We start from the raw sequence: 15,434 nt of genomic DNA, 5'->3' as shown, positions 1-15,434 counted from the left end.
AATCAGTTCGTGTGAAACGAACGGCGTGAAGACCCATGCACATCGACGTGCAGGAGCCGCGGGGCGGAACGTTCAGCAGAACAGCGGCGGGGCGCGGGAGGGCGGGCGATCGTCGAATATCGATCGCACGAAAGGAAGGAGCGCGAAATGAATGCGGAACCGGCGCGGTGCCGCGGCGGGAAACAGCAGCACCAGCAGCACGAACGACGCGAGCGCCGTGAATAGCGCGGCGCCGAATGCGCAGAGGCTGTCGCTGCTTCCGGAGGATGCCGTTTTGTCGATATGCGCGTCGTGTTTGAGCGCATCGGCGAGCGCCAGCGCATCGTTGGCCGGCGTGATCGGCGCGCTCGCGTCGAAGCGGGCGGCCAGCGCGGCGACGTTTACGATCAGCGGGCCACGGCCCGAGCACAGCACCACCGAGCCCGCGTCCGGACCATCCGGATCGAGCATCACGGCACCCGACATCAGCGCACGGGACAGCAGCGTCACGAGGAGGAGCCCCCACAGCAGCTGTCGCGCGACGCCATGCTGGAGCAGAAAGTGGCGAAGTGCGTTCATGGCGCGCGATTGTACATCCGTTTGCGCGAGCGGGAAGGCGCGGGCGCTGATGTACGGGATCAGCATGCAGGCGAACGGGTGGGCGCGAGGCGCGACTGCTTCATGCATCGCCCGGCGTCGCGACTATCGTGACGAGCACGACGGAGCGCGATCGCCGTCACGACCGACGCACGCATGAGGCTGCCTCGGGAAATGCGGTCGGGCGCCGCCCGGTGCGTCGAGCCGTGTTACACCGGATACGCGTCGTCGACCTTCAGGTTCGCGAGCCGGAACAGCGTGCGCAGCGTCTGCGGATGAATGTCGCGGTGCGCGACGAGCGACGTCAGCATGAAGTCGAGGACCTTCGCGTAGCGCAACAGCACGAGGCAGTGCGCGAGATCCGCGTTGCCGCCGCGCATGGCTTCCGCGTAGTTGACCATCCGGGTCGACAGCGTGCGCGCCATCTCGAGTTCCATCTGCTGCTTTTCCGTCCATTCGGGCTGCGGCTGTTCGAGCAGTTTCGCGAGGAAGATCTGGAACGACGTATCGGACGAGTTGGGCAGCGCATCCATGATGTGCCTCGCAGCTTGCGTGGATCGTTCGGGCGTATCCGGGGATGGTCCTGATCCGGGTTCATGTTCGCGCCGATCGTCGGCGCGGCTGTCACTGCAATGCGAATGCAGGTTCCGTACCAGCCCTCGATCCAATTGTTGAGCACTGTTGACGCGGGTCGCGGCAGCGGTCATCGCGTCCCGCCGGGACTGGCTTGCACGGAAAATCGAGCAGGACGCCCGTCCGCCACGCGCGCTCGCGGTCGGCCGCGCGACAGGGGCGGACGGCCGAAATGCTTCAGCGATGTAACGTAACGCCAGGTTGAAAACGGTCGAGTGTGTCGATCGACGAAGCGCTGCAAGGTCGCGGAACATGTGCGTCGGCGGCGTCCCCGCGGCCTCGGGACGGTCCCGCGCGGCGAGCCGCGATGCCACCCGCCGCGCGTTGAAGGCGCGCGTCGCATGCGCCGGATGTTTCATATCCGAGACGTTTTTGTCGCAGCCCGCCGGACGCACGTGCAACCGGCGTCACGCGCGCCATCCAACTGGCCCAGCGAATAACCGGACAACTGTTCATGGGCAGCGGCGCCGGGTTCGCGAACAATCACCGCATCATCCCCGCGAGGTTCGACATGAGCGTCCACGCCTTCTTCTCGGCCAACCTGCTGCTGGCCTACACGGCTTACTTCGTCGGCACGGCCAGCCCCGGCCCGAGCAATCTCGCGATCATGTCGGTCGCCGCGAACCACGGCCGCAAGGCGGCGCTCGCGTTCGCGCTCGGCGTGATTTCCGGCTCGATGTGCTGGGCGACGGTGGCCGCGCTGGGTGTTTCGGCCGCGCTGCTCGCATGGTCGAAGCTGCTGGTCGCGATCAAGCTGTTCGGCGGCGTGTACCTGCTGTGGCTCGCGTTCAAGTCGGGCCGCACCGCGTGGTCGGCGAAGGCGGGCGCCGCGCTGAAAGCTGCGCCCGATCAGCCGCTGTCGCGCTTCTTTGCGCGCGGCGCGATGCTTCATCTGACGAATCCGAAAGCGATCCTGGTGTGGGTGTCGATCGTCGCGCTGTCGTCGAACGGCGCGGGCGCGTCGCACGGCGCCGTCGTGCCGGGCTGCCTCGCGATCGGCTGCGCGGTGTTCGGCGGCTATGCGCTGGTGTTCTCGACGGACGGTGCGCGCCGGCTGTACGTGCGCGGCCGCCGCATGATGGACGCGTGTCTCGCGGTGGTGTTCGGGCTCGCCGGGATCCGGCTGCTCGCGTCCAACGTGTGAGCGAACCCGCCGCGGTCACCGGAATCCAAATCCCGGAACCGCGAAACCCCGAATCCGAAAACAGACGATCCGCCGCGCGCACACGCGGCGGATCGTCGATCGCACCGTCCCGGCTTCAGCGCTTCAGAAGATGAAGCCGGTATTGATGAACTTCGAGTAGTGATCCGACACGATCGAATCGAGCAGCTGCTTGCTGCCGTCGGTCTGCTTCGCCGCGACCATCGAGCGGATCGAGAACGCGCGCAGCGCGTCGGTCACCGACAGCGTGCCTTCCGCCGAATCCTTGCGCCCGGCGAACGGGAACACGTCCGGCCCGCGCTGGCACTGGCAGTTGATGTTCACGCGGCACACCTGGTTCACGAGCGGATCGACGAGCGCGCCGATCTGCGCCGGATCGGAACCGAAGATGCTGACCTGCTGGCCGTGCTCCGAGGTCGTCACGTAATCGAGCGCGGTTTCCACGTCGTCGAACGGCGCAACCGGAATGATCGGCCCGAACTGCTCCTCGCGATACAGCTTCATGCCTTCCGACACCGGATACACGACGGCCGGGTAGAACAGCGTCTTGCTGAACTCGCCGCCCGAGTGGTTGACGACCTGCGCGCCCTTGGCCTTCGCGTCGTCGATCGCGTCGGTCATGTACGCGGTGCGATGCATGCCCGGCAGCGGCGTGATGCTGACGCCTTTCTCCCACGGCATGCCGATCTTCAGCTGTTCGAGCGCGGCGGTGAAGCGCTTCAGGAATTCGTCGACGATCGAGCGGTGCACGAGCAGCATCTTCAGCGCGGTACAGCGCTGGCCGTTGAACGACAGCGCGCCGAGCAGGCACTCCTTCACGGTGAGGTCGAGATCGGCGTCGGGCAGCACGATCGCCGCGTTCTTCGCGTCGAGGCCGAGGATCGCACGCAGCCGGTGCGACTTCGGATGCTGCTTCTTCAGGTGATCGGCGACCTTGCTCGAACCGATCAGCGCCAGCACGTTGATCTTGCCCGACGCGAGCATGTGCGGCACGACCACCGCGCCCGGCGCGTAGATCGTGTTGATCACGCCTTTCGGGAACGCGTCGCGGAACGCTTCGAGCAGCGGCTCGAACAGCAGCGTGCCGTACTGAGGCGGCTTGAACACCACCGTGTTGCCCATCAGCAGCGCGGGGATCAGCGTCGCGAAGGTCTCGTTCAGCGGATAGTTGTACGGCCCCATGCACAGCACGACACCGAGCGGCGTGCGGCGGATCTGGCCGATCGTGCCTTCCGCGATCACGAAGCGCGAGTTCGCGTTGTCGAGCTCCTTCAGCGCGTCGATCGTCTGCGTCATGTACGTGACGGTGCGGTCGAACTCCTTCTGCGAATCGGCGAGGCTCTTGCCGATCTCCCACATGATCAGGTTCACGACCAGCTCGCGCTGCGCGACCATCCGCTTGATGAAGTCCTGCATGCAGGCGATGCGCTGTTCGACCTTCATCGTCGGCCACTCGCCGCGGCCCGAGTCGTACGCGCGCACCGCAGCGTCGAGCGCGGCGTCGCTTTCCGTCTCGCCCATCACCGGATAGCTGCCGATCTCCATCTGCGCGACGCTGCCGTCCGGCTGGCGCACGCACACCGGCGACAGCACGGTCTTGGTCGTGCCGTCCCACGGGCGCAACTCGCCGTCGACCAGCGACACGCGCTGGTGGATCGGTGCTGCGAGCCGGAACTCGGCGGGGATGTCCTGATAGGCGGGAAACAGCTGCTGCAGGGAAGCGGAATCGGGCATGACGGTCTCGTTTGACGGGGGTGTCCGGTAAGGACGGGCGATGCGGAATCCTGAGCTGAACGATCCTCGATCCTGAATCGGCATGATGACGCGCGGACGACGGGACGTCACGCGTCGGCATGGCCGAAACGCGGAATGGAACCAGTTCCATTAAAAAGGAACGCCGAGCCGATTGCAAGATTTGCCGAATGCCATCGCACCATGCGTAAACAATTTGAAGGATTGTTTCCGAATGGCGGATATAAGCTGCTCGACGCATGCGCAAACGTTTCACTTCCGCCGTATTGAGCGGATAATGACCCGGCGCGGCGAAGAAAAAATTGCCCGGAACCTGAGAGAAAACAGACGCAGTGAAGAAAAGAGAGAAGGTCCGCCGCGCTGCCGAAGCGAGGTCGGCTGCCCGGAGCGCCGGGTCGGGGTTGCCCGGCTCGGCGCGCACCGGACTTCCGGTGACGCGACGCGATTACTCGACGTCTTCGTCGTCCTCCGCATCCATGTCATCGTCCTCCCTGTCCCGTCCCGGCGCCGCATACGCGCTCGCCTGTTCCAGCAACCACGCCCGAAACGATTCCAGCGGCTTGCTGTGGCTGAACTCCGTCGGATACACGAGGTAGTACGCCGAATCGCCGACCGTCGCCGCGTCGCACGGCACGACGAGGCCAAGCTGCTGCAACTGTTCCTCGACGAAGAACTTCGGCACCAGCGCGACGCCGAGCCCGGCCGCGGCCGCGCTGATCAGCATCGTGTGCAGTTCGTAGCGCACGCCCTGCATCGTGCGGATGTCCTCGACGCCGTGCGTCTCGAACCACTGCGCCCATGCGCCGGGACGCGTGGTGGAGTGCAGCAGCGGATACGCGAGCAGGTCCTCGACGCGTTCGACCGGCCCGTCGAGCAGCGCCGGCGAGCAGATCGGCACGACTTCCTCGCCGAACAGGTAGTCGGACGACGTGCCGGGCCAGGTCGGCTTGCCGTAGTGGATCGCGGCTTCGAAGTGGGTGTCCTCGAACGAGAACAGGTCGGTGCGGCTGCCCATGTTCACGCGCACGTCCGGCGTGCGGTCGTAGAAGCTCTTGATGCGCGGAATCAGCCAGTGCGACGCGAAGGTCGGCAGCACCGCGAGTTCCAGGTAGCCGCCGCCGCTGCCGTGCGCGATGATCGACAGCGTGTCGCGGTCGAGCGCCTCCAGCGCGCGCCGCACCTGCGTGCCGTACAGCTTGCCGGCGCGCGTCAGCACGACGCGCTGCTTCACGCGCGCGAACAGCCGCACACCGAGGCTCGCCTCGAGCGTCGCGATCTGCCGCGATACCGCGCTTTCGGTCAGGAACAGCTCCTTGGCCGCGTGCGTGAAGCTCTCGTGGCGCGCCGCGGCTTCGAAAGCCACGAGCGCACCCATGTTGGGGATCTTGAATTTGCGCATGATGCTCGTTTTGTCTGACGAACGGACGGGCCCGCGGCGGGCCGGCGGACGGGTGTAGGGACCGCGAATAATTCCAAAAACTCATCACGTGTCAATTTAATCTCGCTTTACGCCCCGCTGCAACCCTTTGAATAATGCATCCCACGCAAGGCCAGGCGCCCGCTGGGCGGCCGGCCAATCGAGTTGCCGGCACGCTTGCCGGCGGTCCCCCGAACACGAGAATCCTGATGCGCAATCCGAATATCGAGAGCTTGCTGACGAAGCTGCTGGGACAGGCGAAGACCGACGCCCTGTTCGCGACCCTGAACATGCCGGCCATCCTCGACGAATGGGAAACCGACGTCGTCACGCGCGCGGAAATCGCGCAGGCGATGAACATGGCGCTGTTCGAAGGGCTGCTCGAACGTTCTGCGAACGGCCGCGCGTACACGGCCGATGCCATCGAAAACGGCGGCTCGGTCTACTTCGACCACGGCGCGCTGCGCACGGTGCGCTGGCCGCACACGGGCGCGCTGCCGCCGGGCGAAGCCGCGTTCACGCGCATCCTGCGTCCGCTCGGCTTCCGCCTGAACGGCCGCTATCCGCTCGACAAGCTCGGCATGACCGGCCGCGCGTATGCGCACGAAGACGCGCCGGACGAGATCGCGCAGTTCTTCGTCAGCGAACTGCATCCGGAGCGCTTCTCGAAGGAATTCCAGCAGGCCGTGACGAACGTCGTGAGCTCGTCGCGCGATCCGCTGTCGCCGGCGGCCGTCGCGCTTCTGTGGGAGATCGAGCGCGAAGGCTGGCTGTCGCTCGACGCCGCGCATGCGCTGCTGCCCGAGATCGTCGGTGCGTTCGCGCGCCAGCACGACCTGCCGAACGAACTCGACTACGAAACGCTGCTGCTCGAATCGGCCGAGATGGCGTGGATCGCGACCGAGGGCAACGCGTTCAACCATGCGACCGATCGCGTGGCCGACGTGTTCAAGCTGTCCGACGACGAGAAGGCGAAGGGGCGGCCGATGAAGCCGGAAGTCGAGCGCTCGCGTTCGGGCCGCGTGTTCCAGACCGCGTATCGCGCGGACATCGTCGAGCGCGAGTTCCGCACGCGCGACGGCGGCACGGTGAAGCGCAACGTGCCGGGCTCGTTCTACGAATTCATCACGCGCCGTCGCACGTTCGACCAGGCGGCGCGCCGCTGGGTGACGGACCTGCGGTTCGATGCGGGCAACGCGCAGGGCATCTTCAAGATGACGGCGAACGCGGCGAAGTAAGCGCGACGCCGCACGAAGAAAAAGCGGGCCGGTGGCTGAGCACAGCCACCGGCCCGTTTGCGTTGAATGGGCGCCGCGATCGTCAGAACAGGTGCGTCACCAGATAGAACAGCAGCAGCACGCCGATCGGTACGCCGAGCAGCCAGGCGATCAGATACTTGCCCATGTCGTTGTCCTCTTCATGGCCGCAACGCGGGGATGCGTCGCGGCGGGTGAGACGACCGGCGCGTTACAGCTCGCGATCGAAGTCCTTCAGCTGCTTCTCGACTTCGTCGCGCGCAATCCCGTAACGCTCCTGGATCCTGCCGGCCAGATAGTCGCGGTTGCCTTCGGCGACCTGCAGGTCATCGTCGGTCAGCTTGCCCCACTTCGCCTTCATCTTGCCGGTCAGCTGCTTCCATTGACCCTTGATCTTGTCCTCGTTCATGGTGCGCTCCTGTCATAAGGGGAGAAAAAAGTGCGGCACGCGGCCGCGTGATAGCTCAGGCCTTCGCCTTCAGGCCGGCTGCGTCGACGTGCTTCACGCCCTTGATCGAGCGCGTCGCGGCGATGGCCTTCTTCACCGCGATCCTCGACGGCAGCACGCCCGTCAGCGTGACGACGCCGTCCACCGTCTTCACGCTGATGTGCGTACTCTTCACGCCCTCGGTGGTCGCGAGTTCGCTTTTCACCTTGGTCGTGATCCACGTGTCGGTGACGGGCTGGTTCGATTCCGTCTTCATACCTTCGTCGGACGACGACGCCTGTGCGTTCGTGAGCGGGGCGGCGCAAAGCAGCAACGCCGCGCTGACGGCGAGTAACGCCGACAGGTTCGAGGTCTTGTTCATGGGATGGGCTCCTTCGATTGACGTGATGGATGGGCGAGTCGGTGCCGGCGCGCCGCGCGTCATCGCGCGATCGGCGTGTCGTAGCCGGGCTCGCGCGGCGGCATGTCCGGGCGCGGCACGTCGGGCGGCAGCGGTACCGGCGGATCGGTGCCGGGCGACGGTTCGGGCGGATTGTCCGGCGCCGGCTCGGGCCGCGTCGGATCGGGTGTCTGATGCGACTTCATCAGCGGGTCCTCCTCTGCGGTATGGAAAGGCAGCGCGTGAGCGCCGATGCAGTACCAGCGTACCGGCGCAAACGCACGCGGGCATCGCGCAAATTCACCGGATCGGCTAGTGCGTTTGCACGGGGACGGAACGAAGGCGCGGGAACGGGAAATGCGTCAGCACACGCGCGATGCGCGACGACAGGCGCGGGAAGCGCGGGAGGTGCGCCGCGCGCCGCTCGGCGGGATGGCGCACGCAGGCGGCGCGGCATGCGAATGTACTATTGCGCAGATGCATTCCGCGTCTGTCGACCGCATCGACCGCACGCGATCATCGCGGCGCGCGCCGGCCCGCGCATGTCGGCGCTTATCGCGCTTATCGGCGCGGCGGTGCGGCGGCGACCAGCCCGGCAACGATATCGACCACGTGGACCACCGATCAAATGGACGCACGAGTAAACGAACAGGCGCTCAAGTCGCATACCGACCGGCGCCAGCTGCACCAGATCATCGCGGGGCTCACCGAGGGCGTGATCCTCATCGAACCCGACCAGCGCATCGTATGGGCGAACGAGGCCGCGCTCGCGATGCACGGCGTGACCGAGCTCGACGCGCTCGGCGCGGACGTCACCGAGTATCGCGAGCGCTTCCGGCTGCGCTACCGGAACAACCGTCCGGTGCGCGACGGCCACTATCCGATGGACCGCGTGATCGCGGGCGAGGAGTTCAGCGACGTGACGGTCGAAGTCGAATCGGCCGCCGACGCGAACGTGAGCTGGGTCCACCGGATCCGCAGCCTCGTGCTGACGAACGCGGCCGGCGAGCCCGACTGTCTCGCGCTCGTGCTGCACGATGCGACCGAATGGGCGAGCGCCGAGGACCGCTTCGAGCGCACGTTCAATGCGAATCCGGCGCCGGCCGTGATCTGCCGGCTCGACGACCTGCGCTACGTGAAGGTCAATCAAGGCTTCCTCGAGATGACGGGCCATGTGCGCGACGACGTGCTCGGCCGCTCCGTCTACGAACTCGACGTGCTCGAACAGGCCGAGCGGCGCGAACTCGCGATCGAGCGGCTGGGCGAGGGCGCGACGATCCCGCAGATGGAGGCCGTGCTCAAGCGCGCGGACGGCGGCACGAAGGCGGTGGTGGTCGCCGGGCAGCCGATCGACATGAACGGCGAGCCATGCATGCTGTTCACGTTCATGGATCTCGAGCCGCGCAAGGAGGCCGAGCTCGCGCTGCGGCAGAGCGAGGAGCGCTTCGCGAAGGCGTTCCGGATGGCGCCGGTCGCGACCGCGATCGTCACGGCCGACGGTTTCGTGCTGCTCGACGTGAACGATGCGTTCGTCGGGATGGCCGGCCATGCGCGCGACGACCTGCTCGGCAAGTCCGCGGACGAGATCGGCCTGTGGGCCGAACGCGGCGCACGGCAGTGCATCGACACGCAACTCGCGCGCGACGGCAACGTGCGCAATGCAGATGTGCAGATCCGGACGCGCGACGGCGACGTGCGCGATTGCGTCGTGTCGGCCGAGCCGGTCGCGATTCACGGGCAGGATTGCCTGCTGATCGCGCTGCTCGACATCAGCGATCGCAAGCGCACCGAGATGGAACTCGTCTATGCGATCGAGACCGCGATGCAGGATGCATCGTGGTTCAGCCGCACGTTGATCGAAAAACTGGCGAACGTGCGGCGCGCGAATGCGCCGGACGCGGGCGCGCAGCTGTCGGACCTCACCGCGCGCGAGCGCGACGTGTTCGACCTGCTGTGTCACGGCCTCGCCGACAAGGAGATCGCCGGCCGTCTCGGGCTCGCGCCGAACACGGTCCGCAATCACGTCGCGACGATCTACGCGAAGCTCGACGTGCATAGCCGCGGCGAGGCGATCGTGTGGGCGCGCGAGCGCGGGATTGTCGGCACGTCCGACGCGAACGGTGCGCGAGGCGAGAAAGCCGCCGACAAGAACGGCAAGAACTGACGCCGGCCGTCGGGCCATCGGTGCGAATGCACCATGCAGGCTGGTGCATCCGCATCTGCCGCGCGCGGCGCGCGGCTGCGATCCTGTCCACTCGGCGGTGCGGCGCGGGCTGCCGTGCCGTCGTCTCTCTCCCCAACTCATCGCAGGAGACGACCATGGACAGGAATCGCATCGAAGGCAAGCTCAAACAACTGAAGGGTTCGGTCAAGGAAGCGCTCGGCAAGGTGACGGGCGACCGCGAGACGGAAGCGGAAGGCGTGGCGGAGCAGCAGGCCGGCAAGCGTCAGGAGCAGGCCGGCGAGGCGGCCGATGCGGAGCGCAAGCGGACGGGCACCGACCGGCATTGAGCGGCACCGGGCGCCATTTGATCGAATCGCGCGATGTGCGCTGCGTTGCCGCCGTGTGACCTGGCAATTGATTCTCCATTGGCATGACCCTGCGCGCCCTTGGCGCAACGGCGCGTGCGCGCATCCCGCTCGATGCGGCCGCTTCCGGGCCGCCGTCGCGCGGGCCGCGGATCGTGGTGGCACGGGCACTTGATGACAATTCCTCACAACATAGTTCCGATATTTCGTTTGCTGCACACGTATTGGCTACCCACAATCGGTTCACCTCTTTCGCGCTGACAGGTTCCCCGGAGACGGAACCGCGGTGATCGACCGGCAGGCGATGCGCGCTTGCGCAACGACGCTTCCGGCGACCGAAAAAATCACCGGCACGCGAGAGGTCGCCGGCGCGCGATGGTCGCGCGTCGCATCCCGACCCACAGAAGAAGGATTGGCCGATGACGTTCCGCATTCGTTCGCTTTCCGGCATTGCATTGACCGCCGCGATTCTCGCGTTCCAGACGGGCGCGGCCCATGCGCAGGAAACCGTTGTCAAGGTCGGGGTTGCCGTGCCGCTGACCGGCGGCGGCGCCGCGTACGGCAAGGACATCGAGAACGGCGTGCGCATGGCCGTCGACGAGGCGAACGCCGCGCACCCGACGATCGGCGGCAAGCCGGTGAAGTTCGTCGTCGCGTCGCAGGACGACCAGAGCGATCCGCGCATCGGCGTGCAGGCCGCGCAGCAGCTGACCGACGCGCAGGTGGCCGTCGTGGTCGGCCACTTCAATTCGGGCACGACGCTGCCCGCGTCGAAGATCTACGCGAAGGCCGGCATTCCGATGATCACGCCGTCGGCGACCAATCCCGACATCACGCGCGCCGGGCTCGGCACCGTGTACCGCGTGATCGCGACCGACGCGCAGAACGCTGGCAATGCCGGTGCGTATGCGGCGAGCGTGACCAAGGCGAAGCGCATCGCGATCATCGACGACCGCACCGCGTTCGGCCAGGGCGAAGCCGACGAATTCGAGAAGGCCGCGAAGGCGAACGGCGGCACGATCGTCGCGCGCGAATTCACGAACGACAAGGCCGTCGACTTCAGCGCGCAGCTCACGAAGATCAAGAGCACGAATGCCGACCTGGTGTTCTTCGGCGGCCTCGACGCGCAGTCCGCGATGCTGGTCAAGCGCATGCGCCAGCTCGGCATCCGCGCGCAGTTCCTGGCCGGCGGCGGCGTGATGAACGCGAACTTCATCAGGCTCGCGGGCAATGCGGCCGAAGGCGCGTCGGTGTGGGAGTACGGACAGCCGCTGTCGCGTCTCGCGAAGGGCAAGCAGTTCGAAACGAAATTCAAGCAGAAGTACGGCGTCGACATGCTCGCGTATGCGCCGTTCGCGTACGACGCGACGTGGATCGCGATCAACGCGATGCAGAAGGCGAACTCGACGAAGCCGGCCGATTTCAACGGCGCGCTGAAGGGCACGCGCTACGATGGCATCACCGGCACGATCGCGTTCACGAACACGGGCGACCTGAAGAACCCGAGTTCGACGCTGTATGAAGTGAAGAACGCCGCATGGCAGCCCGTCACCACGCAAACGGCGGACTGAATACCTGAATTTCCCGAACGCGCGCGGACTTTCGCGGCGAGCCCGGACGTGCTGAAATAGCCCCAGCGATCGGATGCGATCGCGGCGCATGTCGGGGCGATTCGCCGGGTGGTCACAGTCTGCCGCGCACGGCGCCGCGCGCGACGCGGCACGAACAACCTTCGGGCGCGGCCGGCTTGCCGCGCCTTTCACGTGCAACTGGAGTCAGTCGTGAGTTCTCAAGTCGTCATCGTCGGCGGTGGTGTGATCGGCAGCTCGATCGCCTATTTCCTGCGTGCTACCGATCCGACAGTGTCCGTCACCGTCATCGAACGCGATCCCACCTATGCGAAATCGTCGTCGGCGCTGTCGGCCGCGTCGATTCGCCAGCAGTTCTCGACGCCGCTGTCGATCGAGATGTCGCTGTTCGGGATCGACTTCCTGCGCACGATCGGCGAGCGGCTCGAAGTCGACGGCACGCGGCCGTCGATCGATCTGCATGAAGGCGGCTACCTGTTTCTCGCGACACCGGCTGGTGACGCGACGCTGCGCGAGAACCACGCGCTGCAGACGAAGCTCGGCGCCGATATCCGGTTGATGGATCGCGATGCGCTGCGCGCGAAGTTTCCCTGGCTGAACGTCGACGATCTCGTGTCGGGCGCCTATGGCGCGAGCGGCGAAGGGTGGTTCGACGGTTACGGGCTCGTGCAGGCGCTGCGCAAGAAGGCGCAGGCGCTCGGCGCGCGGTATGTGCCGGCCGATGTGACCGGCGTCGTTCGCGATGGTCGCAAGATCACGCACGTGGTGACGAACGACGGCGAGCGCTACGTATGCGACACGCTCGTCAACGCGGCCGGTGCGTGGACGCGCACGCTGTCGTCGATGATGGGCATCGACATTCCCGTGTATGCGCGGCGTCGCAGCATCTTCAACGTGTCGTCGCCGGCGAAGCTCACCGATTGCCCGCTGCTGATCGATCCGACCGGCGTGTATTTCCGGCCGGAAGGGCGCACGTACATCTGCGGGACGTCGCCGAGCCCCGATCGCGACCCCGACGACCTGCCGCTCGACGAGGTCGATCACGACCTGTTCGACGAGGTGATCTGGCCGACGCTCGCGAATCGCGTGCCGGAGTTCGAAGCGCTGCGCGTGGAGAACTGCTGGTCCGGATACTACGAGTACAACGTGTTCGATCACAACGCGATCATCGGGTATCACCCCGAGCTCGACAACGTCGTGTTCGCGAACGGGTATAGCGGGCACGGGCTGCAGCAAGGGCCCGCGACCGGGCGTGGGGTGAGCGAGCTGATCCTGGGCGGGCGATATGAATCGCTCGACCTGTCGTCGCTCGGCTGGGAGCGTGTGCTCGAAAACCGGCCGATCGTCGAAAAGAACGTCGTGTAGCGCGGCGTGACCGCCCGGTGTGTGGTGGGCGGGATTCTCCTTGTGTCTCAATCTGATTGGCCCGGCTTTGCCGGGCTTTTTTTTGTTTATCGTGGTTGGGGAGGGTGCGGAAAGGGCTGGCGGCATTCGTTGAGTGCGCAGCGTAAGGGGGACTGAGCGGCAAGCGGTTGAGCGCGAGGAGCCTCGAGTCCGGTGATAGATCGTTGCGACTGACATCGCCTGCCGCAACGACCTAAGCTCAGGACTGTTGAAAACAGATCACTCTGTATGAGCCTTCTTCGGCTTAGGCGGTGACTGCACCTTCGCGTATTGGAACTCAGGCGTTGCCTTCAGGGCGTCCTTGGTGGCGCCCGGCAGGTATAGATTGCCGCCGCGCACGTCGAGGGCTGCGATGGGCACCGCTACGTCATGCGTGGCGACGCCGAGGAAGCCGCCTGTAGCGACGATGGCCGCCGACACTGAGGCGTCCGGGGCCACGATCAGATCTTTGACCGCGCCGATTTTTTCGTTCTGGTCGTTGTAGACCGATTTTGCCAGCACGCTCTTCTTGACGCTCCATCCCTGCAGAAGCGCCTGGGACTGCTCAATAGTCACGCTCAGAGGCTGTGTGCCGGCGACCTGTGCATGCGCATCGATACATGTGCAAGTGCCACTGCTACCAAGACGCCTTTGTGCAAAGCCATATCGTTCACTCGGTGGTTGGATTCGGTTTCCGGCACGTACTTCGCCCCCCGGGGGGCGACGCCCGCCAATGTCCCTTCGCTACCGTGGGCAATGTCCCAATGCCAGCTGAAAGGTCGGGACCGCGGGAGCTGCATAGGTTAGTGAAACACAGGCCCAGCGTGTCCGCGTGTCTGTATGCCAGATCGTTGGGCGGTACCTGAGAAGCCGGGCGCAGGTACTTGTTGCGCCAAGCCGGGCAAGTGCTCAGCGTTTCCAGCGCCTCCAAAAATCGAGCTCAAGTTCATGCGATCACCCCAATCTCGTTGGCAAGCCAACCGGCTTGTGATCGAAGGCTCAGGTAGCCTCAAAAAATTCCACGGTGTGTTCGATAAACGCCCGTACCTTCGCCGGCAACAATGCCCGCCCGATGTAGGCCAACCTGATCTCTGCAACGGTATCGGTGATCTCGAACCGCTCCAACAACCGGACGAGGCGCCCGGTCTTGATGTCTTGCTCGACAAGACTCATCGGCAGCAGAGCGACGCCAAAGCCTTCGAGTACGACATCACGGTTGAATACGGGATTGTTCGACGCGACTTCGTAGTTGATCGGGACGGCCACCGTTTCGTTTTCGACGCGAAAGTTCACGATCGGCTTGTGCATCGACGGCGGCACTGTCACAAACACATGCTCTGCGAGATCGGCCGGGCGTTGAGGCCGAGAGCGGCCCTGGAGGTAATGCTCGGTCGTGACGAGAACCAGCCGAAAACGCTGAAGAAGCCGGGTGACCGCGAGATCGGTCGTCAACATGAACGGCATGACGATACCGAGGTCGTAGCCCTCCGCCGTCAGGTCTACCGGGCGTTCAGTCAACGTGACATCGAGTGCGATCTTCGGATGCTTGCTCTTGAATGACGAGGTCAGGGCCGGGAGCCATGTCATCGTCGCTGTCGTGTGTGCAACGAGGCGAAGTACGCCGGTAGGCACGCGCCCGTGGCCTGCCGTCTCCGCTTCGAGACGATCGAGATCATCGAGGATCCGGCAAGAACCGTCGTAAAAATGCTCCCCGACCTCGGTCAACGAAAGCTGACGCGTGGTGCGATGAAAGAGTCTCAAACCGAGACGCTCTTCCAACGACGCGATCGATCGCGAAACTACCGATGGCGAGAGGTCCATCATTTGCCCGGCACGCCGGAAGTTCTTCGTTTCGACGATGGCGCGGAAGAGGCGCAAGGTATCGATATATTCCATAGATGAGGTCCAGCGCGTTCGGTGGCGCCGATGGCTGGAATCGGGCTGTTTCATCAATTCTGATAGAATAATCAAATATGGTATGAAAGTCAACGGTGACTCTTGGAATGGATGGCTTGCGAGCAACGAGTCGCCTCAGTGCGCCCACGGACCCCTGTGTTCGATCATGAGTTCGAGTTCCAACAGTGCGTCGCCGAGCACGTCGATCGCGCCATTCAACGTCTCGGCGATCGCTGCGCTCTTGAGCGCATGCTGCACGATCTTGTGCGCGGTCCGATGTTTGGCTTCGATGAGTTGGGCGTTAAATGGCAGTTGCATAAGAATCCTCTCCAATGGGTAAGCCTGCAGCGGAGTATATCGGCAGCAAGGCACCATTACGCGTCGGCAACAGTCAATTGCGGATGCGTCAACCTA

General features: G+C 65.1%; 16 protein-coding genes. 6 read left to right on the top strand and 10 right to left on the bottom strand.

Annotation, left to right across the window (positions count from 1 at the left end; all coding sequences use genetic code 11):
- Window positions 1–72: 72 nt before the first annotated feature.
- Both NQV17_RS07900 and NQV17_RS07895 read right to left on the bottom strand, forming a co-directional pair.
- On the bottom strand, window positions 73–558 hold the full coding sequence (locus NQV17_RS07900) for a hypothetical protein (RefSeq protein WP_257771243.1): 486 nt from the start codon (window positions 556–558) through the stop codon (window positions 73–75).
- Between the two features lie 227 nt (window positions 559–785).
- Window positions 786–1,109, bottom strand: a complete 324-nt coding sequence (locus tag NQV17_RS07895) for a DNA-binding protein (protein ID WP_257771130.1) — start codon at window positions 1,107–1,109, stop codon at window positions 786–788.
- A gap of 611 nt (window positions 1,110–1,720) precedes the next feature.
- On the opposite strand from NQV17_RS07895, the gene NQV17_RS07890 reads away from it, so the two are divergent.
- Complete coding sequence (locus NQV17_RS07890; RefSeq protein ID WP_257771127.1) at window positions 1,721–2,353, top strand: LysE family translocator; 633 nt, start codon at window positions 1,721–1,723, stop codon at window positions 2,351–2,353.
- 123 nt (window positions 2,354–2,476) lie between these two features.
- On the opposite strand, the gene NQV17_RS07885 is transcribed toward NQV17_RS07890, so the two are convergent.
- Window positions 2,477–4,105: an NADP-dependent glyceraldehyde-3-phosphate dehydrogenase gene (locus tag NQV17_RS07885; RefSeq protein WP_257771125.1), complete on the bottom strand. Its 1,629-nt coding sequence runs from the start codon at window positions 4,103–4,105 to the stop codon at window positions 2,477–2,479.
- A gap of 463 nt (window positions 4,106–4,568) precedes the next feature.
- Complete coding sequence (locus NQV17_RS07880; protein ID WP_044848360.1) at window positions 4,569–5,522, bottom strand: LysR family transcriptional regulator; 954 nt, start codon at window positions 5,520–5,522, stop codon at window positions 4,569–4,571.
- A 227-nt stretch (window positions 5,523–5,749) separates the two neighbouring features.
- Between NQV17_RS07880 and NQV17_RS07875 the strand changes: the two genes are divergently transcribed.
- Window positions 5,750–6,778: a DUF1338 domain-containing protein gene (locus NQV17_RS07875; RefSeq protein ID WP_124489273.1), complete on the top strand. Its 1,029-nt coding sequence runs from the start codon at window positions 5,750–5,752 to the stop codon at window positions 6,776–6,778.
- A gap of 229 nt (window positions 6,779–7,007) precedes the next feature.
- Here NQV17_RS07875 and NQV17_RS07870 read toward each other — a convergent pair whose 3' ends face one another.
- From NQV17_RS07870 to NQV17_RS07860, 3 genes are read right to left on the bottom strand one after another with little or no spacing between them, the layout of a single operon-like run.
- Window positions 7,008–7,205, bottom strand: coding sequence for a CsbD family protein (locus tag NQV17_RS07870; protein ID WP_257771121.1), 198 nt, complete (start codon window positions 7,203–7,205; stop codon window positions 7,008–7,010).
- A 55-nt stretch (window positions 7,206–7,260) separates the two neighbouring features.
- A complete protein-coding gene (locus NQV17_RS07865) occupies window positions 7,261–7,605 on the bottom strand; it encodes a BON domain-containing protein (RefSeq protein ID WP_257771119.1) in 345 nt (114 codons plus the stop codon).
- 59 nt (window positions 7,606–7,664) lie between these two features.
- The gene (locus NQV17_RS07860) at window positions 7,665–7,829 is read right to left on the bottom strand and encodes a hypothetical protein (protein ID WP_257771116.1); all 165 of its coding nucleotides are present in this window, start codon (window positions 7,827–7,829) and stop codon (window positions 7,665–7,667) included.
- Window positions 7,830–8,251: 422 nt separating this feature from the next.
- Here NQV17_RS07860 and NQV17_RS07855 point away from each other — a divergent pair, with 422 nt between their 5' ends.
- The 4 genes from NQV17_RS07855 to NQV17_RS07840 all read left to right on the top strand — a co-directional run bounded on the left by NQV17_RS07855 (window position 8,252) and on the right by NQV17_RS07840 (window position 13,106).
- Complete coding sequence (locus NQV17_RS07855; protein WP_257771114.1) at window positions 8,252–9,787, top strand: helix-turn-helix transcriptional regulator; 1,536 nt, start codon at window positions 8,252–8,254, stop codon at window positions 9,785–9,787.
- Between the two features lie 155 nt (window positions 9,788–9,942).
- Window positions 9,943–10,134, top strand: coding sequence for a CsbD family protein (locus NQV17_RS07850; protein WP_257771112.1), 192 nt, complete (start codon window positions 9,943–9,945; stop codon window positions 10,132–10,134).
- Between the two features lie 437 nt (window positions 10,135–10,571).
- Window positions 10,572–11,723 carry a branched-chain amino acid ABC transporter substrate-binding protein gene (locus NQV17_RS07845; protein ID WP_124524186.1) on the top strand — a complete coding sequence of 384 codons (1,152 nt, stop codon included), beginning with the start codon at window positions 10,572–10,574 and terminating at the stop codon, window positions 11,721–11,723.
- 210 nt (window positions 11,724–11,933) lie between these two features.
- On the top strand, window positions 11,934–13,106 hold the full coding sequence (locus tag NQV17_RS07840) for an FAD-binding oxidoreductase (protein ID WP_257771108.1): 1,173 nt from the start codon (window positions 11,934–11,936) through the stop codon (window positions 13,104–13,106).
- Window positions 13,107–13,364: 258 nt separating this feature from the next.
- On the opposite strand, the gene NQV17_RS07835 is transcribed toward NQV17_RS07840, so the two are convergent.
- The 3 genes from NQV17_RS07835 to NQV17_RS07825 form a co-directional block, all read right to left on the bottom strand.
- The gene (locus NQV17_RS07835; protein WP_257771241.1) at window positions 13,365–13,742 is read right to left on the bottom strand and encodes a PRC-barrel domain-containing protein; all 378 of its coding nucleotides are present in this window, start codon (window positions 13,740–13,742) and stop codon (window positions 13,365–13,367) included.
- Between the two features lie 381 nt (window positions 13,743–14,123).
- Window positions 14,124–15,020 carry a LysR family transcriptional regulator gene (locus tag NQV17_RS07830; RefSeq protein ID WP_257771106.1) on the bottom strand — a complete coding sequence of 299 codons (897 nt, stop codon included), beginning with the start codon at window positions 15,018–15,020 and terminating at the stop codon, window positions 14,124–14,126.
- A gap of 135 nt (window positions 15,021–15,155) precedes the next feature.
- Window positions 15,156–15,338 carry a hypothetical protein gene (locus NQV17_RS07825; RefSeq protein ID WP_257771104.1) on the bottom strand — a complete coding sequence of 61 codons (183 nt, stop codon included), beginning with the start codon at window positions 15,336–15,338 and terminating at the stop codon, window positions 15,156–15,158.
- Window positions 15,339–15,434 lie beyond the last annotated feature (96 nt).

The sequence above is a fragment of the Burkholderia sp. SCN-KJ genome, assembly GCF_024656005.1.
GTDB lineage: Bacteria > Pseudomonadota > Gammaproteobacteria > Burkholderiales > Burkholderiaceae > Burkholderia.
This window is presented reverse-complemented; position numbering and strand designations above follow the sequence as displayed.